The organism is Haloarcula sp. JP-L23, assembly GCF_011602445.1.
Taxonomy (GTDB): Archaea; Halobacteriota; Halobacteria; order Halobacteriales; family Haloarculaceae; genus Haloarcula; species Haloarcula pellucida.
The window spans coordinates 205,495-225,215 of the sequence record NZ_CP050017.1 but is presented as its reverse complement, the minus strand read 5'-3'; the positions used below and the strand labels follow the sequence as shown (position 1 = coordinate 225,215).

Genomic DNA, 19,721 nt, shown 5'->3' with positions numbered 1-19,721 from the left:
GAGTTATTGGTGTGTTCGAACGAATCCATCACATAGCGATACTAGCTGGTGGCGTCGAAGCGGACCTTGACGAATGCACCGCCGTCTACGAGGAACATTTCGGGATGGAACGGTCCGAGATGGTCTACTTCGAGGAGGACAACTGCGAGGTCGCCCTCTATTCAGTCGGAGGGACCATCATTGAATTTACGTCGCCGACGGGGGAGAGCGGCTGGCACTACGAGCACCTGCAGGAGAACGGCCCGGGATTCTTCCACATTGCGTTCGAGGTCGACGACATCGAACAGCGCCGACGAGAGCTCGAGGAACTCGGGTACGGATTCCTTGACGAGATCAGAGACGGCATCGATTGGAAAATTACTACTCTTGACTACCGCGACACGCCGCTACCGATGCAGATCGTGGAGGACCACCGGCCAATAGAAGAACGACAGTAACCGTCCAATAGTGTACCTCGGTGCTGGTCGGTCCGATATAACCTGTCACCGACGCTTCCAAGTACTCGGATACGACACTGTACTGCGTCGACCGGATCCGTTCTACTGGTCAGCTACGCCCCGACAGTGTGATCTGTAACACTAACGCTGAGGGGTGCTATATCTCGACTCGCTGCGCTCATTTGTCGCTCCGTCGGTGCGGTCAGTAGCCACCGCCCATTGTAGTCGTGACGCCACCATCGACAGTCAACGCCTCGCCGTTGATGAAGCTCGCGAGTGGACTGGCCAGATATAGGACGGTATCCGCCACGTCCTGTGGCTGTCCGATCCGCCTCAGTGGCGTTTTTTGTCTGTGCTCCTCCTCAGACTCATTGTCGAGTAGGTCGAGATCTTCGTCTGTCATGCTCGTCTTGATCATACTCGGATGGATGGAGTTTACACGGATCCCCTCCTGACCCAGACGATCGGCGAGTGCTCGCGTCATCGCCTCAACGGCCCCCTTGGATGTGGTGTACCGTACGCCGTCACCGCGCCCAATAAACGAAGTGACGCTCGACATATTGACGATCGATCCGCTCCGGCCATTATCGATCATACTTTGTGCAGCTGCCTGTGCACCGAAGAACACGCCCTTGACATTAATGTCCATGATCCGGTCGAAGTCTTCTTCGGTTGTCTCCAGGAACTCGTCGCTCTGGGTGATTCCGGCGTTGTTGATCATAATGGAAACACCCCCAAACTCCTCGGCGGCCGACATCGCATCCTGGAGGTCGTCTATCCTCGCGACGTTGCACTCGACGTACTCCGCCCGTTGGTTGAACTCTTGTTGAATCTTTTCGTGAGTCGGGGTGCCACCTTCGCGAGGGTCGGGTTGCAAGTCGGCGACAACGACATCTGCTCCATGCTCTGCCATAGTCAGGCTGATCGCTCGTCCGTTGCCGCTGGCGCCACCAGTCACTACCGCTACGTCATTAGCTAGCCAATCGGTCATACTTCTTCTAATCGTTTTTGTTCCTCCTATATAATGATAACGCTAAAATCGGGCCTGGGAACAGCGCGATCGGATACTAGTCAGGGCCACCGCGGTGAATCCCGTTGGGAAACGTTTTATTCCCAGTCCTGTAACTGGTTGGTATGGCAGACAGCCCACAGGAGTTCTTAGAACCGAACGCATCAGCCACTGGGAACTGGATCTCGATCGGGCATCCAGCAGTCGCCGAGATCTGTTCTCGTGGCTTCGACTTTGTCGTCATTGACCTCGAACACACCGCCACGAGTCTGGAAACACTCGAGAACATGCTCCGAGCGGTCCACGACGAGGTGGCACCCATCGTGCGCGTCCCGGCGAACGACTCAGTTACGATGAAACGTGTCCTCGACTTGGGGGCCGCGGGTCTTATGATCCCGAGAGTAGAGACCCGCAAGCAGGCCGTGGAGGCCGTTGATGCGATGCGGTACCCACCACACGGCGAACGAGGTGTCGCACCGGCACGCGCGTCGGACTACGGCCGGACGTTCGGGGAATACTACCGAAGTGCTGACGACGAGCTGACCACGATCGTCCAGATCGAAACCGAACGGGGTGCCGAGAACGCAGAAGAGATCGTCGCTGTCGACGGCATCGACGGGATTATTGTCGGCCACGGGGACTTGTCGGCATCACTGGGCGTTTTCGGCCAGTGGGAGAGCGAGCGATTCGAATCGACGCTCGACTCGATACTGGCGACGGCACACGCCGAAGGAACGCCTGTCGGTATGCTCGCTACCGACGACGAGAGCATCCAGAGATGGACAGACGCGGGTGTCGATTTTCTGCTGGCCGGGGCAGACATCTCGTACCTTGCGTCGGGAAGCAACGCCGCACGCGAACAGTTCGAAGCACTCACTGACGAGTGACAGCGACAGGGGTGAAAACTCCGGTCGTCACCGATCTCCCCGCTCTTGCCATTAGAGATCGAGCAGGCAGACGACGATAGAATCGGTAGTCCGTTACAAAAAAGGTCGAACTACGCGAGTCCGAAGTACTCCGGAACGGAGAGGACGATTGACGGGAAGAGGACTAACAGAACTAGTGCGATCATCAAGGGGACGTAGTACGGCATGATCCCTTTGATGATATCCTCGATCTCAAGATCGGTGACTCGCTCTAGCGCGAAGAGTACTACACCGAAGGGTGGCGAGATCAGTCCGATCATCAGTGCGACCATCATCACGATGCCGAAGTGAATCGGGTCGATACCGATCTGCGGCAGTACCGGTGCGACGATGGGCACGACGATGAGGATGATGGCGATAGTCTCCATAAAAGTCCCTAGGATAAGGAAGAACAGCGTGAACAGCAGGAGGATAATCGTCGGGTCTGTCGAGATGGTCAGTAGCGCCTCGGTGAGTAGTCCCGGTAGTCCCGAGATCGTGAGCACGAACCCATACACGTTCGCAAAGGCGATGATGAGTGTCAGCACCGCGGTGTCTTCGAACGTGTCGCCGAGGATCGATCGGAACGTGTCCCACTCGAGATTCCGGTAGACGGCGGCCCCGATGAGTATCGCGTAAATCCCCGCAACTGCGGCCGCCTCTGTCGGCGTGAATACACCTGTTGCGATGCCGCCGATGATGATCGCCGGCGCGATCAGACCCGGAATTGCCCTGAGACTGGACTCAGCCAATCGGCGGAGGTCGAAAGACTCCATATTTGCCGTTCCACTGCGTAGCGCTCCCACAGTGATGAAGGCCATCAGAGTGAGCCCCATCAGCAGACCGGGCAGGATGCCGCCTAGGAAGAGCGCACCGATCGAGACCTGGGCCGTGACCCCGTAGACAATCACGGGAATGCTTGGGGGGATAATCGGACCGATAGTCGAGGATGCACCCGTAATCCCCGCTGCAGTCGGTCCATCGTACCCGCGACTGGTCATCGCTTCGTACTCGATGGAACCGAGACCGGCAGCGTCGGCTACAGCTGCTCCGCTCATCCCGGAGAAGATGATGCTGACGACGACGTTCACGTGTCCCAAGCCGCCGGGCAGTGGACTGACGAGTGACTCGGCGAAGTCGAAGATGTCGTCGGTCAGTCCGATGTTGTTCATCATCCGTCCAGCGAAGAGGAAGAACGGTATCGCGAGTAGCGTGAAGCTGTTCAGCGAACCGTACATCCGGTTGGCGAATGTCTCAACTGTCCACGCTGGACCGAAGCCAGACACCATCACTAAAACGGAGACCAGTCCCAACGCGAACGCGACGTGGACACCTATCAGGTACAAGGCGATCAGCGGAACGACGAACAGCAGGACTAGTATCAGTGGTTCAGACATCATTGGCCCTCCTGGGCACTTGTTTTGGTTGTTTCTTGAGCATCTCCTACGGGGTGTTCTTTGGCACCCGGTTCACTGAGATCGGTGATCCACATCGAGTTTAGCTTCTCAAGGATGACTACGATGCAGAGGGCGAACGAGATCGCCATATACAACGTTAGATAGCCGGTCTTCAGCCAGCCGACCGTCGGAAGCGACACGCTCATTGTTCGGTTTAGGACGCTCACGGCCGACCAAACACCGATCGCGCACATCACGATGACCAGAATGTTGGCCAGCGTGATGAAGTACCGCTGGAGTGAATCGGACAACATTCGCAGGAGCGGTCGTATCGAGATGTGGTTCCCCCGACGCATCGCGTACGGGATACCAGTCAATGTCATCGCTACCAGCAGGTATCGAGCGATCTCGGTCGTCCAGACGGCACTGTATCCAATCGGCAGTACCCGGACAGTGATCTGGAGGGCGGTCACTGCACCCATGAGAGCTAGGATGAGTCGTCCCACGCTACCCAAGAGGCCCTCCAGTCGTTCCATCAGCGACCGGAAATACTCGTTTGCGTTTCGATTGTCCATGTTCGTATTATTTTGATCATCTACATTAGGCTAACGACTGGACGTCTTCTAGGCTTGGTTTCCAACGCTCGTTGAAGAACTCCTCTAACTGTGGCTGTGCGGCACTTCTGAAGGCTTCCTGATCCACCTCGCTGCTGGGAACCACCGTCACGTCGTACTCTTCCTGCACCATCTCAAGCAAGTCTTGGGCACTGGCGCGGGTCTTTTCGTTCGCCCACTGGACCGCTTCGTCAAGCGACTCCTGCATCGCCTGCTGTTCGCTGTCGTCCAGTCCCTGCCACGTCTCTTCGTTGATTACCCAGTTTTGCGTCTGGAGTAGGTGGTCCGTCTGTGAGAAGTGAGTTTGAACCTCATAGAGGCTTGCGTCGACGAACTGCGCAATAGGCCCTTCGGATGCGCTCACGACACCCGTCTGGAGGGCCTGGTAGAGTTCATCGTACGGAACAGGCGTAGCCTCAACACCGATCTCTTCCCAGCTTTGAACCCACGTTTCGAACTCTGGGAGGCGCATCTTGACGCCCCGGATGTTTTCCGGTGCGCGCACAGCTTTGTTTGAGGTAGTGCCTCGGAGTCCACGGAAAGCCGAACCGAGGATGCGCTGGTTGGCCTGCTTGACTAACTGGCTGTTGAATCCGTTCTCACCGTAGACGTATTCGTCCATGAGGGCTTGGAAGTGCTCCCAGTCCTGGGCGACAAATGGGGCCTCCAAAAAGCCGTACTTCCGGCCATACGATTGCGTGAGCGCAGTCATCGACGTGCCGTGTCCGGCAATACTCCCAGAAGCGGTAGCACTGATGTGATCCCCCTCTCCGCCGAGGCTCACGTAATTGAGTGATAGACCTCCGTCGGTGCGCTCTGCGAGATTCTTACTCCACCGCTGGAGCAGTTGCACCTGTGGGTGATCCTGACCGAACGTTGCGGCAATGTCGAGAGTCTGTTCTGCGGAAGTTCCGCCAGACTGGTTCCCGGTGTTGTTCTGCCCGTCAGTTCCCTGCCCGTCATCGCTGGGCGAACCGCTGCAACCCGCTAGGGAACCGACGCCGAGCGTTGCTATACCACTGACTGCCTTCATGACTGACCGCCGATTGGTGCGCGTCATTCTGCCACATAGTCCATGGACATTATACCTATTTATATCTTTGGTGTATGGATTATCGGTACTGGTTCCATTACCCCGAATCACGTGGCCAATACAGATGTCCCTATCCTCGTACCTCAAGATGAGAGAGGGACAAACCATATTAAGATGGATTCGAAAGTAGACGCTATGCCAATCGTTGCAGCAGTCGATACCTCAGACCGATCGTACAACGTTCTCGATCAGGCAGCCACGCTGGCTGAACGCTTCGACGAGACGGTCCACGTCGTGCATGTCATGACGCGGTCCGAAGCAATCAATGCGGAGACGTCGAGTATCACGTCTGACGATGCTGTTGAGATCAATGAACTACGCGCGACGGCTGCAAACGTGGCGGCGGATCATCTCGAAGAGCATCCCGTTTCCGTCGACACCGAAGCAGTCGGACTCATCGGCGACCCGGCCAGTGAAATCGTGGAGTACGCTAAACAACACAACGCGCAGTATATTGTCGTGAGTCCTCGTCGGCGTTCCCAGACAGGAAAGATTCTTTTCGGCAGCGTCGCACAGTCAATCCTGCTCGATACGACCTGCCCGGTCGTGAGCGTAGCTGAGGAGACGGACAAATAACGAATCCGAATCGTCTCCCATGAAAGTAGCACTGAGCATCGATCCAGGCGTATAACAGACTATCACTACGGTTCGAGGTGATTTCTCAACTGAAGCTGGTATGGCAGTCGTCACACAAACCAACGACCAAGAAATCCGTCAGGGCTCTGGATCAACAATGGCCTGTACCAGCTACCGCCTCTTCACGTCTCGCTAAAACGTTGCTATAGGTTCTGAAGCAGAATAGGGCCGGAATCGTCCAAGCTAACTACTGTTCGCAAATTCATCGAGATGTACACACAGTCCGATCAGCGGGAGTTACATACGCTCAAAAGCTGTTCAGTCATCGCAGCGTTAACGAATACATGAGACACAAATAGGCTTCTCGAGATGCGAAGATTAGTATTCAGCGAAAATTAGCGCATTTGGACGGTTTACCGCGCCAGACTCCGTATATCGACCTCTGATCGGATTTCTATCGCCCATACAAAATGGTTGTTCATAGCGAATGTGTGCAGGGGTATGGCGCCGGGTTTTCGCCTCTCGCTAAGGTTCTTTTTTCCTATGGAGTTTTCTGAGGAAACTACACCAACTGGATTTGAGACTGAGCGACATTGGGGGGAACGGGATGCTTAGTTTGGGTTGCATTCACAATGTGCCGTCATTGCAGGTGTGATACTACCGTAACAATAGTACTCCTGTTATATCCACTGACGTCACTTGTTTCGATCGTCTCTGTACACGATTTATCCCCGATTGAGATGAAATTCCTAGCATAATTCGAGAGGAGTATGCTGTCGCTCTCGTAGCCACAAAGATAACGTTAGTACACCCATTATAGGAGGTAGACATTAGCAACAGACGAAGGCAAGAGCAGCAATGTTAGAGTGGCGAGAGCGGCTCTTCCATGTACAAAACATATTATGGGGCTATATTTCTAGATACTCTTTAGTATATAAAGCTATATGGGGAGATTTACTTATATATCTAGATATAATATAGCTATTTTTACGTTTTGAGGAGCATTTTCTAGCTTTTGTATTCTAAATAATATTTATTGGAGTTTGAACAGCCAGTTCTGAGGGGTACTATTGAATTATAATATTGGATAGGAACCATATCGAGGCATATTTGGCTCGTAGACGGATACTCAGCCATATCGAGTTCCTGATCAACGAACTTGGAGAGGAAGGACGTGTCGTATCCATTGTTCCGGTCTTGTTCGCGATTTACCGCCAAACTATTTTCGAGTCTGTTCGAAGGCATCAATAAGCTCGTCGGGATGCTGCATTGCTACCCGAAGTGCTGCATCGTGGAGCTCACGTTTCTGGACGTTCTCATGTTCCCGTTCTTGCACTAACTCGCGTTCGATATCGTACTGAAGCAACTGTTCGAACTGGTCCCAAACTGTGTCACGCGGGTAGATCGCCTCCTGAACAGCATCATCATACGGGAATCCGGGTTGCCGCTTCCAGTCATCGGTGTCGACAGTTGCTGTTGGCGTAGTACTCGACTGGTTTGGTTCGGACTCAGACATCGTATTAGTACGCGCTGTTTCTGACGATTCTCCGGGTTCGGACTCTGTCTCTTCGTCTTCATCCTGCTGGCTCATCGCCTCATCAAGATCGTCAAAACCCATTAGCGGGACACCTCTCCATTCTCAACGATCTGAGCAAGTTCGTCGTAGCAGGTGAGTTGGTCACACTCCGGGTCGTAGTCTCGCAGGGGTACCCCCTCGTCGTTCGCATTGTCAATGGCGGCACGATGGCGAATACCCGGCAGAGGGCCGTCATATTCGCCAGCGTCGATCGCGTCCCAATCCGCTTCAGAGAGATAGGCGAAGTTTGGGACGTGTTTTGCAACGGCCTCTCGGGTCGTCATCTCTCGAAGGAGTGCCCGATCGCGGGTCGCCTGATCGATACGCCCCGAGAGGTCCGTCGGGAGAACCGACAAAATATCGAGGTCAAAGTACTCCCTTGCTTCCATTACGAGGCGCTGAACTGTGTTTGAGAGTCCTGTTTCGTAGCCGTTCTCTGGCCGCAATGGAATGATGATGTTGCCCGTGGCGTACATCGCATTATCGTTGAGCTTGCCCCGATTCGCTGGGCAGTCAATGACGATATAGTCATACGCGTCACCGAGCAGTTCGTCAACCAGTTCCTGTTTAAGCCGTGTCGTTCCCATCGTCGCCTCCTTGAGTCCTGATTGGACATCTTCGAGATTGACGTGTGCTGGAAACAGATCGAGACCGTCAGTGACGCTTACGACATACTGCTGAGGATCAGCACCATCAATGAGAACATCTTCAGCATGATTTATCCCCCACTGCTCACCTCGATATGCCTCATCGTGACCGAGAATAAGCGTCATATGCCCATTGTCGTCAAGGTCGACAAGGAGGGCTCGCTCGTTCCGATATGCAAGCTCACGAGCGAGGTTGATTGCTGTTGTCGTCTTGCCGAAGCCTCCCTTGAGCACGCCGACGGAGACCGCTCTGGGCTCACTCACAGTAGTCACCTAGCATGGATTTGGTATCTAACTCAGGTGACTTAGCTATTGTGCCTAAGATGGTTCAGATATAGTAGGCACCGTAGGCAGCACAGATGAAGTAGATGGCTCAGACACCTAAGGTAACTTAGCTACCTAAGGCGAGCCACCTTAGGTAGATCAGGTACCAAGAGAATATACAACCCCTGAGTGATACACTGGCTCAGCGAGTCGGGTCAAGTTTAGCCAAATGAATTCTAATCATAGAAGTGAGCTTATATATAAACTTTATATGTGACCCCACAGATAGTGAGGTATGCCACAGAATGTGAGGTCTAGCGAAGACCTGGGAACCGCCATTCGGGTTCCTATCCCGGCCAAGGACAAGAGTATCTATGGATCGGGTGCCATAGATGACGTCTTACTATTTTTATCCCGACATCCGTACGAGTCGTTCACTCCAGGTGAGTTGGCCGAATCGATTGACTTCTCAGAAATGTCCATCCGGCGAGCAGTCGACGTACTCGCTCAGAACGATCTAGTGGAATACAAACCAGAAGGAAATCGAAAACCCGTGCAAATAAACCGATCTCGCCTTTCGAGACCGGACGATCCAGTTTTGCGGATTCCTCAAGAAGAGTATCACAAACCGGTGAAGACTGCTTGTGAGGAGCTTACGGCTGAACTGTCCGATGTCATCGGCATTGTACTCTACGGGAGTGTCGCACGGGGGGAAGCTGATCGGCAGAGTGACATCGACCTTTGGGTCGTGGTGAACACGGACCGGGCAGCAAACCAACGAATTGCCAACCGGGTGGAAAACAAGCTTGAGGAACAGCGCTTTGACGGTGAGCGATATGCGTTGCACGTCGTCGTCGAGTCTGTTGAGTCCGTACCCACGTTTACAGACGATATCCAAGAAATCGTACTCGGCGGTATCCCCCTCTACAAAACAGACAGCTTTGAGAAGCTCCGAAATATCTTAGCCCACAGTACCAACGATGAGTGACCCAAACAGCATTTCGGAAGCCATCGAGGCTGCTGAAGACAGTTTCGAGTACGCCGGATACGGGCAACCAGATTTTGAACAAGGAATCAACCAAGATGACGACTGGACGATACAGCTCACGAAGGGCTGTCGGAATCTCGAAGCCGCCCGTACACTCCGTAGCCAGGATGGATTCAATGGTGCAGTGATCGAACTATGTTTTGGTGCAATCGAGCGAACCTTCGAAGGATATCTGTTGTGGGCAACGGACGATTCCCTCGAGGACTACATGGATCATGAGGCAGTCTATGAGCGAATAGTTGCTGTCGGCCTATTCGAGTCCGAAACAGCAGAGTCACTACAGGAATTATACGGAGCTAACCGGACCGCACATTACTATGGTGGCAGAGTTCCAACGACGAAGAAAGAAGAGTCTATGTACGAACTTGCAGAGAAGATACATGAGTATACAACCGACCAGATGCGCGGAAACAGCGTCTGTATCTGTTGAGGCCGTCTTCTATTTAGAGTAGTTACAGTCAAGCCACATCTGTGACGAATACCAGGTGCGGGCTAACCAACATACCTGGGTATTTGGTAAATTGTTGGTTAGTATTCATCGGTATTGCCGGTTAGGACCTCAATACACTTGCCACGGAAACCATCAGGTTGGTTGCAATCTGACTCAAATACGAAGCGCATACGTCGCTTCCCCAACGTGAGAAGCCGACGCCAGTGAGACGGCTCCTCTGTGACCGCGATACAGAGCCGATGGCTGTCGCTGGATACGAGCTCACTTCAATCAGCCCAAGGTCCTGCTGACCAACGTACAGGAATTCCAACGCCGTTCGTCGGGGTCATCCAAGTGCAAGCAGGCATCGTATTCTAAAGAGTGTACACCCCCGGATTTCACGAGAGTTTTGGAGACATGGTGAACCGCCACGGGTCGCCCGAGGCTTCCCGTGGTTTAGTCGGACACTCCCACTCGACCATCGGCCTGATAGCCTCGAACGGTCAGCTGGGTCACGGTTGGAGCGTCCACGGCCCCCGATACCCGCTGTCGCACCTTCCGAACCTGGGGAAGGCTGTTGATAGCGGGCATATTCCAGTTCTGATGCTTCTCGATGCCTTTCACGGCGATATTGACCTTGCACCACGGTCGCTGTGATCTTGATGCTCACAGTATCGGCACTTGAACCGCTTCTTGTTCCGATTCGCACGCTCTGTGTCTCCGCACATCGGCCACCGCTGGCTGGTGTACTCGGGGTTAATCCACGCGGTCGGAATCCCCCGAACAACGGTTTATACGACGTAGAGGACTGAAGGGCGCTGAACGGGAGATAGTGCAAGCGCCGGTTCATCCGCGTGCCGTAGTCGATACTGTCGCGCATCTCTTTGAGGTCTTCAAAGACGATGCACGGCATCTCGAACTGCTGGCTCCACTCCACGATATGCCGAGACACCTTGTGGAGTCGGTCGCGGACAAATCGTTCCTCACGCCCCTCCAGCGTGTCGTGGATGCTGTCCTTCCCCGCGTTCTGCACGCACTTTCGCATCGTGAAGTAGCGGTGGCGCTCGAACTTGATTTCGGGGAAGTCGATAACTAACGAGTCCTCAACGCCGTCCTCAGAAAGCGCAGTGAGAGCCACATTGTCCTCGTTCACGTCCACGCCGATAACCGTCTGCGAGCCCTGCTTGTCTCGAACGGTCTGCTCTGTGTTGGTGACGTTGACGTGCAACTCGGCGTTGTCGTTGTGGTACAGGGCTTCTGCCGTCCCAATCTTCCACTCGTCGCTTTCGAGTACGGTCTTGAGAATGGAGAGGTGAGCGTCACTCTCTTTGAGGACACCCTTGACGTTCTTGTATGGCTTCGCGCTGATGCGAAACGTACGTCGTCGTCGTCGGCGAGCAACAGATTGTACCCCTCCTCGTAGTTCGCACGAAGCGGATACGTGCCGTCCTTGGTGTGACTGGGTTTGCCGTAGTCGTCGTACTCGTAGTAGTTTTCCATCGCGCCGAGTGCTTTGGCGACGACACGCTGAGTCGTGTTTTTCACGAGGTTGGCGTCGTCGGTCACGCGGTCGGGAATCGTGTCCCAGTCCGCACCTTCTTTGGCGAGGCGGATGGTTTCGTTGTACGCCGAGCGCGACTCAAGGGTGGCGTCGTACAGCAGGCTCTCGTTATCGCTCTGGATGTCGAGTTGGAAGTCCAGCGTCTTGACGAGAGCTGTGCCTTGGTCATTCTTCGGATTCGTTAAGCTAGTCGTTGACAAGTCCGCGCACTACGTCGGACTTGGTCTCATCAACCTCGATGCATTTCTTCGAGAACTCCTTGTACACGTCATCCTCGAAGTCCACGGACAGTCGTTTCGTCATCTCACATCCTCACTTATATACTAGAATGCTTAATTTTTGTTCGCGTACTGTCTGTATGAGCGAGAAGTGGTCGAACCACACAGTGTACAACGTCAACTACCACTTCGTGTGGTGTCCGAAATACCGTCACGGGATACTCGAACCAATCGAGGACTCGCTGGAAGCAAGTTTCTGCGACGTTTGCGACGAGTACGGCTACGAGATACTGTCACTCCACATCTCACCCGACCACGTACACTTTCTCCGCACACCCGAAGCACGCGCCGAGCGAGATTGTACGGACAGTCAAGAGCATCACGGCGCGGGAGATGTGGGAACAGCACGAACCGTTCTTTGAGGAATATCTGTGGGGCGGTGGATTCTGGGAACAGTCGTACTACATCGGAACGGCGGGACAGGTATCCAGCGAGACGAGTGAACGCTATATCGAACGAACAGAACACGTCTGAGTATCGGCTTCACCCTCGGGGTCAAGCCCCGAGGTACTCGCCTTGCTTATCTGTAGAAGCGATACCAAGATAGATTGCAGCTGGACTATTACAGGTGTTGTTAGTAACGACACCCCCCACATTTCATGAGAGTTCTGAGGAGAGACTATTTCGGAGATCCTACGAAAAAGAGGAAAATGAAAATGACACTGCCTTCCATCATCAGTCAAACTACACGAAATATGCGTTAATATTAGCGCTCATTGACTGGTTTTCGGATGCTGCTCGTCTTGTAGACGGGCAGAGTCCCTAACCGTTACGTAGAGTGCTCGAAACGAGTGTTCAGACGGTTGATTATCATCCAAAAGATTCTGGATAAATTGACCGTTCTCAATGAGAGGAGAGTAAATGAAGCGCTTTGAAGCTTGATCCCAAGGCACTCGGCCTGCTCTGTCTGTAGACACCCACCCCCCAGTTTTCACGAGTGTTTGTCTATAGGAGACTGCCTAGAAAGAATGTCTGACGATATCCTAGACCTACTCTAGACTCAAATAAACATCTGCTACTGGAGTAAGGGTCGGGTTTTAATGGTAGGCATATAAATCTTTCCTATATTTGGGATCAAGATCAGCTCGCTTTTCCCTCTCTCTCGAATGAACACTCATGAAATGTGGGGGGCGGGGGTCTATCAAGACACTCTATATCCCTTGCCATCACTCTAATGAAACTCATGAAGTGGTGCCCCACTCCCATGAATCATATGAAACTCATGAAGCGGTGGTTTTATGCGACTATCTGTCAATCGTCGAAATAAGATGGGGCTGGAACCTTTCTCACCGGATTCGACGATATTCCGGGATGAGTCAGTCTTGCGGGACGGATATCAACCTCAGCGTCTCATTGAACGTGATACTGAGCTTGAGCAGTATCAGAGTGCGCTGAAGCCCGTAATCAATGGAGCCCCACCAAAGAATCTCTTTTTATATGGGCAGACTGGTGTGGGCAAGACGCTCTCTTCTCGGATGGTGATGGACCGACTCGCTGAAGATCAGGAAGAGTTTGATAGCGTTGAGGTTCATGTAGTGAGTCTAAACTGTAAATCACTGAACTCCAGCTATCAAGTCGCAGCCAATCTTATCAACCAATTCCGCCCGGCTGATGATCAAATCAAGCCGACAGGGTATCCCAGCGGGATGATTTATAATATGCTCTTCGAAGAATTGGATGCATTAGACGTGACTCACTGTCTGATTGTTCTTGATGAGATCGACTCGATTGGGAATGATGATGACATCTTATATAAACTCCCGCGAGCGAATGACAATAACAACGTTGAGAATACCTTTGTTGGTGTTATCGGTATTTCCAACGATTTTACTTTTAGAGATAGTCTCTCTGCACGGGTGAAAGATAGTCTCTGTGACGAAGAAATCCACTTTCCTCCTTACGATGCTAACGAACTTGGAAATATTCTGAAACAACGTGCTGCTGAGGCGTTCCACGACACGTCCGCTACGCGCCGAGATGACGGGGTGTATGAATTGGAGTCTGAAATCTTAGAAGATGACGTCATTCCACTTTGTGCAGCGTTTGCGGCACAGGATAGTGGTAGCGCTCGCCAAGCACTGAAGCGACTCTACAAAGCAGGTGATCTTGCCCGCGATAAAGAAGCCGAACAAATCACCGAGGCCCATGTGCGGGAAGCAGATGAGATTGTTGAGCGAGATAAGGTTCGTGAAGAACTCACTCGACTACCGACTCAATCTAAATTAACGCTGTATGGGTTACTGCTCTTGGAACAAGAGAACGAAGCACCTGCGAAACGCAGCAAGATATACGAAAGATATGTAACAGCTGCAAAACGAATCGATGCGGATGTCCGGACGGACCGTACGATCCACGACTGTTTGAGCCAGTTGACGCTCAAAGGATTTCTTGAGGTCACCGAACAAAACAAGGGTCCAAAAGGTGGCTCCTATTATGAGTATGAGTTCTCTATTCGGGCAAGTTTAGCCCAAGAGTCCCTCAGAGAAGATGATCGGCTGTCTGAGCTGTTCGGAGAATCAGAAACGACTACGTTAGATTCGTTCTGAACCCTCTCAGCGGTTTTATACCCCCTTTAGCGGGTGGAGAGGAAATGATGACTGACCCACCACTCAGTGTGTTCAGTACCGATAGTACCGACCTCACTCCCAGTGCTCAAAGCGTAGCTCGGTGTGCAACGACTGTTGACGCCCCCGATCGAGATGGCGTCGAATGGACGAGTTCCGATAGTGACTGGGGACTTACAACGCGCCGACCGACCTCGGCTGTCCATACCTCCGGTGGCTGAGTGTCTCAGCAACAGACTCGGTGGGTCGTCGGCGGCGTCGTCAGTGAACTCCGGTTTCGCACCAACGGCGATGTCGACTGTATGGTATGCTGCCGTGAGCAGTAGGAACTGGTTGCATTCGAGGCTGCCGACGCACTGGCGCGGTTCGCAACGAGCCGTCTCCGAACGATCGACCGTGCCCCGCTGGGTGAGGCCCCTCGCAAACTCCAGACCGGTTACCACAATCCCGTGCGTATCAGTGCGCCATTCCCCGACGCCGCGGGTGTCTGTCAGTTTATGGTTGCACCATAATTGCCGACCTGACCACCTTCTCGGTCGAAAGCTCCGGACATAGTGGTGTGTCGCTAACCAACAGTCGGTGGACAAATCGTTGACCGTTGGTTAGTCGATTTTTTGCGCCCCCGGTGAAACGAGAGGGCGACCTCTCGTGACAGCATGGACGAGACTATCCCAGATTACGAGCGATTCGAGCGTCGACAGCTAGCTAACGACCGCGACACGGGAATGGATTCACTGTGTATCGACGAGTCGGGTGCTCACGATCTCGTCGAGGACCTCCGTGCTGAGGGCGTCATTGACGTCGTTCCAGACGAGCAGTTGCTCATCCATTCTCCGTCGGGACGAGCCTTTGGATCGGACAAAGCACTTGCGTACTTCCACACGGGCTGGCAGGCCGCGACTGTCGACGACAGCGAGTAGCACCCACAGACGGATTTTGTGTGCCCCGTGGGAGGTGCGGGGCGTGCCCGAAAGCGCGTCCCAGAAACAACGATGTCGACGATCCAAACTGACCTTCCCGAGACGGCGTCCAGCCAGCAGACTACCTGCACGTTCGACGAGTCGGATACCCGTGCCGACGACATGCGGGACCAGCTTGATGCGTGGGTTGCAGACCTCGCGGAGTTGACCGACGACGCGCAAGCTAGCGAGCAGTTTCAACGATGGCTGGACGTCCAGAGCAAGTTCCACGATTACTCGGCCCGGAACACGCTTCTCATCCAGTTGCAGTGTCCCGAGGCAACGAAAGTCGCGGGGTACAACACTTGGCAGGAGGAGTTCGACCGGCAGGTCCAGCAAGGCGAGGATGCGATCTGGATCTGGGCACCCATCATCACGAACAAGTGCCCCGAGTGCGAGAACTCGCCCTCGTACCACGCAAATACCGAGTGTGAGTACGACGAGACAGAACCAGACGACTGGTCCCGAGGGCTCGTAGGATTCCGGCCAACGGCAGTGTTCGATATTTCCCAGACCGAGGGAGAGCCGTTGCCTGACCTCGAAACCGAGACCCATGGCGATGCCAACGGCCTCGTCGAAGCCCTGTTGGCAGCGACCGACGACATCGGCGTCGATGCGACCATCGTCGCGCCCGAGGAGTGGAAGCATGGCTCGGCACGTGGGGTGTGCGAGCGCCGGAGTGTGACGACGACCAATCCGGTCGTGGAGGTAGTCGACCGGGACAACCGTGCGGACCTCGCGAGAACACTCATCCACGAGTTCGCCCACGCGCTGTTGCACTTCGAGCGCGACCCTGACGAGGAAACATCCCGTCTCGAAGTCGAGGCTGAAGCCGTTGCCTACATCGTGAGTCGACACTTCGGGTTGGATTCGGACAACTCGGCGTTCTACTTGGCCGCGTGGGACGACGACGCGCCGGAGACGCTCCATGACCGGCTGGACCGTATTTCGGCGACGGCGGCCGCCCTCATCGACGCGGTCGAAGACTATACGGCTCTGGTGAATCGCCAGATGGCGTTGGATTAAGTCGTCTTAGCATCCCAGTGAATGGTTCCATTTGCTTTGCCAGCATGGACACACTGGAAACTGTAGTCAGAATTGCCCAAGTGTCACAGATCAAGTCGCTGGATCTAGCGCCGGAAGTCGCCGCTGTATGGCGATTCACCAAAACCATAGATTCTTGAATCGAGCTATCGTGAGCGAGAAGGCGCTCTGGATTGAGGTATTCAATGACCGAACATGGGGCTTCGCTGAGTATCCTGATTTGATAGCATCACAGTGTGATATCTTTCTATTGAACTCATCTAAAAATGAAATACGGATATTTAACTATATAATATCTCCACTGTTTATAGATCTATACTTATCCTGATGTTTTACCAGTATATGTTCTCAAATAGCAGAAATTCAAGCAAATAGACTATAGTGATGTGTGAAAATGACCGTAATAATCTGATATCAGACTATATGTGATTGCCGATAGAGTTATCTCCCATTACTGACGGCTGACAGAGGTATCCCGCGTAGGTGCACCAGTCCCCTCAAGCAGATCAAAGACATTCTCAACAAGCATTTTACTCGGTGCGACTTTCCAGGGTTGCTGCGGCGACGTGTGGCGTAGCAACGACGTTGTCCGTGGATGCACTGTCTAGTTGAGAGGTTGAGAAGTGAGCAGGCCGTAGCGAGAACTGTTCATGGAACTCGCAGACCTGCTCAAAGAAACGTTAGACGAGGAAAGTCAAGACGTTTGGGAGAACGAGCGCACCCCGACACCCGTCCGGCGGTTTGGGGTGCGTCTCCACACGGCGGGGCTGTCGACCCGGGAGACGGTCGCGATCCTAGACCTGCTGGGTGTCGAGCGCTCTCATGGTGCGGTCTGGAATTGGGTGCATACGTTGTCTGAAGCCCAGAGCGACCCGCCGACGGCGGAGCCGTCGCGGGTCGCGGTCGATGAGAAACAAATCGAGGTTGACGGCGAGAAAAAGTGGCTGTATGCGGTGATTGACACAGATTCACGGCTGTTGCTCGAAGTTGATGTCTTCAGCCGCCGCGGGACCGACCCCGCGGCGGCGTTCCTGCACCGACTCACACAGAAACACGATGTCGCCGATACAGAGTTTCTCGTTGATGCTGCAGGCTATCTGACTGCCCTCGAGCGTCGTGAATTGAGCGGTCAGCTTGACTATCGAGAGCGAAACCACATCGAAAAATTGTTTCATATCGTCACCATGCGAATCAACCGCTTCCATCCGTTCTGGCGGGGCAGTCAATCAAGCGCTAAGCGGTGGATCCAGCGATTTAAACACCACTATAACCACGAACGACCGAATCAAGCACTCAACGGACAAACGCCAGTCGAGGAGGTTCAGAACTAGACAGTGCCTCCGTGGACATACGATAATGTACCGTACATCTTTCGCGAGTACCGATCGGATGAGCCACGAAGACTTGACAGAGTATATTTGGCTGCTCTGAACTCTCTTCGAACCTCCGATCGTTTCAAGATAGTTGAAAACGCGGTGTCCTGGAGCGAGGGGGGAATAAACCCTATTCACTACCCTCACAATCATGAGTGTACGCATGTTATTTCAGTGTATCGTGGTCGGGCGACTTTTTCAATATAGTCGAAAACTATGGTGGAAATCTGTGTTTGATTCAACTTGATTCTTCGAGTTGAGTCAACCGAGAGCATTCGACAGCGAGAGCCCCGTAACGTGCGGTTGAATACCCAAGGCCATCGTGGTGGCATGGGGGCCGCTCGCATTTTAACCAATCCGCTTTCATTTACCGCTGAGACGGACGATTTTATAGGAATAAGCGAGACAAACCCCGGATTACCTTTTCGCTCTTCTAACCACGGCCCCGTATTTTATAGATGGTACTTAGAGGGTGAGTTCCCACTCACGATCGAGGAGCCAGTCATTGAGTTTCTCCAACGGATCGTCGTACACATGTGACCCATGACTGACTAGAACTGTATCGATTGTGTAGTCGAACAGTCTCGTCAGATTCCGTTCTGCGGCGGCATGCGAGAAGTCATTGAATTGCTCTGCTGGCGGAACCAGGTATCCCGGCGGGAGCCCCCGTCGATCAGACCCTTCCAAAATATCCCCTGCGATGAGGATATTTTCGTTCTCCAAGAGGAGTCCTGACGTCGCTGCTGTATGACCCGGTATTTCGAGAACACGGAGAGCCCCTTCTAATACGTCCCCGTGGCTCATGTGTGTATCTGCCTCCAGATCTAGAGCTTCGTAGAACCCCTTGGCCCCGCCTGGGACGACCAGCTCGGGATCGAATCTGTCCACGACTGCAGGGGTCCCACCGAGATGCCCCTCATCATCATGGGTGATTACGACCCTATCGACGCTTCTGAATTCTGCCTCCAATATTTGAACCAGTTCATCCCCATCGTCGGGGAACGCTGTGTCGACCAGTGTTATGTTTCCTTGTGGTCTGTCTTCGAGCACAAACACTCGGACGTGATCGAACTGGATTGTATATACTCCATCGGACACTTCTGTAACTGACATCGTCAGTCGGTTAAACGGTGCAGGAATACATAAAACAGCGGCAGTGCTCCCAGATACGGAGAATCAATTTATGACACACATCGCTATTTGCCCGTAAAAAGAGCCACAGGCTATGGTATTTGCGTAACAGTTACAATAAACCGTACTGTTCAAATTTCGCAATACGATAGGTTCTGGCTTGTGTGATAGCAGTAGTATTAATCCTTGACAGTACTTGAGACGACAGGACATGGAGCGTTTAGCAGGACAGACTGTGCAGTACTACCAAAGAGTACCTTGCCGGTTCGGGACCGTTTCCGAGGACTGACCACAATATACCTTGCATCATTTTCTTTAGCATACTTAACGACTTCCGACGCTGGTTTTCCGACCAATCCGACGGATTCGTGTGGAATACTTAGACCGTCAGTTGCATCCTCCGCCATGTCAGCAGCTGCCTCGCGGACTTGCTCCATATCTAAAGGCTCTTCGGCCTGTGCACTGGTAATACCTAAATCGAGAAACTCAGATCTGGTTAGTGCGTGGACGACATGGACCGTCTCGTCAAATGCTTCGGCCAGTTCTTCAGCCTCTTCGACGACGAGAGAGGCACGGTCAGATCGATCAACTGCTGCTACGATCACCATATCTGTATGTGCTATGGTATCGTATATTACTTTTTTGATACCAGGGTGACAGAACATGCTCACAGCAGACTGTCCCGGTGAGGCGATGTTCTCGAAAAACCCACATCAACGAGAGCATCGATGGTCGAAACGGTATTTCAGTACCGTACTGGATTGTTTATGAGGTATATTGAACTGGTTATTCCCATAAGGCAACTCTTTCATCAG

Annotated in this window: 17 protein-coding genes and 2 pseudogenes; 10 read left to right on the top strand and 9 right to left on the bottom strand. The window is 53.3% G+C overall.

Going from position 1 to position 19,721, the window contains the following annotated elements; genetic code table 11:
* The first annotated feature begins 11 nt into the window (after positions 1-11).
* Positions 12-437 (top strand): VOC family protein, encoded by a 426-nt coding sequence (locus G9465_RS24105; RefSeq protein ID WP_166975709.1) that lies wholly within the window; start codon positions 12-14, stop codon positions 435-437.
* Between the two features lie 202 nt (positions 438-639).
* On the opposite strand, the gene G9465_RS24100 is transcribed toward G9465_RS24105, so the two are convergent.
* The gene (locus G9465_RS24100) at positions 640-1,428 is read right to left on the bottom strand and encodes an SDR family oxidoreductase (RefSeq protein WP_166975706.1); all 789 of its coding nucleotides are present in this window, start codon (positions 1,426-1,428) and stop codon (positions 640-642) included.
* A 143-nt stretch (positions 1,429-1,571) separates the two neighbouring features.
* Here G9465_RS24100 and G9465_RS24095 point away from each other — a divergent pair, with 143 nt between their 5' ends.
* Complete coding sequence (locus tag G9465_RS24095) at positions 1,572-2,333, top strand: HpcH/HpaI aldolase/citrate lyase family protein (RefSeq protein ID WP_166975703.1); 762 nt, start codon at positions 1,572-1,574, stop codon at positions 2,331-2,333.
* Between the two features lie 110 nt (positions 2,334-2,443).
* On the opposite strand, the gene G9465_RS24090 is transcribed toward G9465_RS24095, so the two are convergent.
* The 3 genes from G9465_RS24090 to G9465_RS24080 form a co-directional block, all read right to left on the bottom strand.
* Complete coding sequence (locus G9465_RS24090) at positions 2,444-3,748, bottom strand: TRAP transporter large permease (protein WP_166975700.1); 1,305 nt, start codon at positions 3,746-3,748, stop codon at positions 2,444-2,446.
* Positions 3,748-4,284: a TRAP transporter small permease gene (locus G9465_RS24085; protein WP_166975697.1), complete on the bottom strand. Its 537-nt coding sequence runs from the start codon at positions 4,282-4,284 to the stop codon at positions 3,748-3,750. Before G9465_RS24085 ends, G9465_RS24090 begins: the two co-directional genes overlap by 1 nt.
* Positions 4,285-4,348: 64 nt before the next feature.
* A complete protein-coding gene (locus G9465_RS24080; RefSeq protein WP_166975694.1) occupies positions 4,349-5,395 on the bottom strand; it encodes a TRAP transporter substrate-binding protein in 1,047 nt (348 codons plus the stop codon).
* 195 nt (positions 5,396-5,590) lie between these two features.
* Here G9465_RS24080 and G9465_RS24075 point away from each other — a divergent pair, with 195 nt between their 5' ends.
* A complete protein-coding gene (locus tag G9465_RS24075; protein WP_166975691.1) occupies positions 5,591-6,031 on the top strand; it encodes a universal stress protein in 441 nt (146 codons plus the stop codon).
* A gap of 1,219 nt (positions 6,032-7,250) precedes the next feature.
* Here the strand turns inward: G9465_RS24075 and G9465_RS24070 are convergent.
* Both G9465_RS24070 and G9465_RS24065 read right to left on the bottom strand, forming a co-directional pair.
* Positions 7,251-7,649 carry a hypothetical protein gene (locus tag G9465_RS24070; RefSeq protein WP_166975688.1) on the bottom strand — a complete coding sequence of 133 codons (399 nt, stop codon included), beginning with the start codon at positions 7,647-7,649 and terminating at the stop codon, positions 7,251-7,253.
* Positions 7,649-8,518: a ParA family protein gene (locus G9465_RS24065; RefSeq protein ID WP_227015874.1), complete on the bottom strand. Its 870-nt coding sequence runs from the start codon at positions 8,516-8,518 to the stop codon at positions 7,649-7,651. The genes G9465_RS24070 and G9465_RS24065 overlap by 1 nt, the downstream gene beginning before the upstream one ends.
* A 295-nt stretch (positions 8,519-8,813) precedes the next feature.
* Here G9465_RS24065 and G9465_RS24060 point away from each other — a divergent pair, with 295 nt between their 5' ends.
* Both G9465_RS24060 and G9465_RS24055 read left to right on the top strand, forming a co-directional pair.
* Entirely contained in the window at positions 8,814-9,506 is a 693-nt protein-coding gene (locus G9465_RS24060) for a nucleotidyltransferase domain-containing protein (RefSeq protein WP_166975682.1), read from the top strand.
* A complete protein-coding gene (locus tag G9465_RS24055) occupies positions 9,499-9,996 on the top strand; it encodes a DNA-binding protein (protein WP_227015873.1) in 498 nt (165 codons plus the stop codon). The genes G9465_RS24060 and G9465_RS24055 overlap by 8 nt, the downstream gene beginning before the upstream one ends.
* Positions 9,997-10,452: 456 nt before the next feature.
* Here the strand turns inward: G9465_RS24055 and G9465_RS24050 are convergent.
* Positions 10,453-11,757, bottom strand: a pseudogene (locus G9465_RS24050) (RNA-guided endonuclease TnpB family protein).
* A gap of 158 nt (positions 11,758-11,915) precedes the next feature.
* On the opposite strand from G9465_RS24050, the pseudogene tnpA reads away from it, so the two are divergent.
* The 5 genes and pseudogenes from tnpA to G9465_RS24025 all read left to right on the top strand — a co-directional run bounded on the left by tnpA (position 11,916) and on the right by G9465_RS24025 (position 17,733).
* Positions 11,916-12,309 (top strand): annotated as a pseudogene (tnpA, locus tag G9465_RS24045) (IS200/IS605 family transposase).
* A gap of 794 nt (positions 12,310-13,103) precedes the next feature.
* Entirely contained in the window at positions 13,104-14,381 is a 1,278-nt protein-coding gene (locus G9465_RS24040) for a Cdc6/Cdc18 family protein (protein ID WP_166975679.1), read from the top strand.
* 674 nt (positions 14,382-15,055) lie between these two features.
* Positions 15,056-15,319 (top strand): hypothetical protein, encoded by a 264-nt coding sequence (locus G9465_RS24035; protein WP_166975676.1) that lies wholly within the window; start codon positions 15,056-15,058, stop codon positions 15,317-15,319.
* Between the two features lie 72 nt (positions 15,320-15,391).
* Positions 15,392-16,384, top strand: a complete 993-nt coding sequence (locus G9465_RS24030; protein ID WP_166975673.1) for an ArdC-like ssDNA-binding domain-containing protein — start codon at positions 15,392-15,394, stop codon at positions 16,382-16,384.
* Between the two features lie 668 nt (positions 16,385-17,052).
* A complete protein-coding gene (locus G9465_RS24025; RefSeq protein WP_166975670.1) occupies positions 17,053-17,733 on the top strand; it encodes an IS6 family transposase in 681 nt (226 codons plus the stop codon).
* 507 nt (positions 17,734-18,240) lie between these two features.
* On the opposite strand, the gene G9465_RS24020 is transcribed toward G9465_RS24025, so the two are convergent.
* Positions 18,241-18,888 carry an MBL fold metallo-hydrolase gene (locus tag G9465_RS24020; protein WP_166975667.1) on the bottom strand — a complete coding sequence of 216 codons (648 nt, stop codon included), beginning with the start codon at positions 18,886-18,888 and terminating at the stop codon, positions 18,241-18,243.
* 197 nt (positions 18,889-19,085) lie between these two features.
* A complete protein-coding gene (locus G9465_RS24015) occupies positions 19,086-19,514 on the bottom strand; it encodes a universal stress protein (RefSeq protein ID WP_166975789.1) in 429 nt (142 codons plus the stop codon).
* Positions 19,515-19,721: the final 207 nt, after the last annotated feature.

Bases quoted from the DNA above. Each gene is read 5' to 3' on its own strand.
- G9465_RS24100 (WP_166975706.1), bottom strand. From the start codon at position 1,428: ATGACCGATTGGCTAGCTAATGACGTAGCGGTAGTGACTGGTGGCGCC.
- G9465_RS24095 (WP_166975703.1), top strand. From the start codon at position 1,572: ATGGCAGACAGCCCACAGGAGTTCTTAGAACCGAACGCATCAGCCACT.
- G9465_RS24090 (WP_166975700.1), bottom strand. From the start codon at position 3,748: ATGTCTGAACCACTGATACTAGTCCTGCTGTTCGTCGTTCCGCTGATC.
- G9465_RS24085 (WP_166975697.1), bottom strand. From the start codon at position 4,284: ATGGAACGACTGGAGGGCCTCTTGGGTAGCGTGGGACGACTCATCCTA.
- G9465_RS24080 (WP_166975694.1), bottom strand. From the start codon at position 5,395: ATGAAGGCAGTCAGTGGTATAGCAACGCTCGGCGTCGGTTCCCTAGCG.
- G9465_RS24075 (WP_166975691.1), top strand. From the start codon at position 5,591: ATGCCAATCGTTGCAGCAGTCGATACCTCAGACCGATCGTACAACGTT.
- G9465_RS24070 (WP_166975688.1), bottom strand. From the start codon at position 7,649: ATGGGTTTTGACGATCTTGATGAGGCGATGAGCCAGCAGGATGAAGAC.
- G9465_RS24060 (WP_166975682.1), top strand. From the start codon at position 8,814: ATGCCACAGAATGTGAGGTCTAGCGAAGACCTGGGAACCGCCATTCGG.
- G9465_RS24055 (WP_227015873.1), top strand. From the start codon at position 9,499: ATGAGTGACCCAAACAGCATTTCGGAAGCCATCGAGGCTGCTGAAGAC.
- G9465_RS24040 (WP_166975679.1), top strand. From the start codon at position 13,104: ATGGGGCTGGAACCTTTCTCACCGGATTCGACGATATTCCGGGATGAG.
- G9465_RS24035 (WP_166975676.1), top strand. From the start codon at position 15,056: ATGGACGAGACTATCCCAGATTACGAGCGATTCGAGCGTCGACAGCTA.
- G9465_RS24030 (WP_166975673.1), top strand. From the start codon at position 15,392: ATGTCGACGATCCAAACTGACCTTCCCGAGACGGCGTCCAGCCAGCAG.
- G9465_RS24025 (WP_166975670.1), top strand. From the start codon at position 17,053: ATGGAACTCGCAGACCTGCTCAAAGAAACGTTAGACGAGGAAAGTCAA.
- G9465_RS24020 (WP_166975667.1), bottom strand. From the start codon at position 18,888: ATGTCAGTTACAGAAGTGTCCGATGGAGTATATACAATCCAGTTCGAT.
- G9465_RS24015 (WP_166975789.1), bottom strand. From the start codon at position 19,514: ATGGTGATCGTAGCAGCAGTTGATCGATCTGACCGTGCCTCTCTCGTC.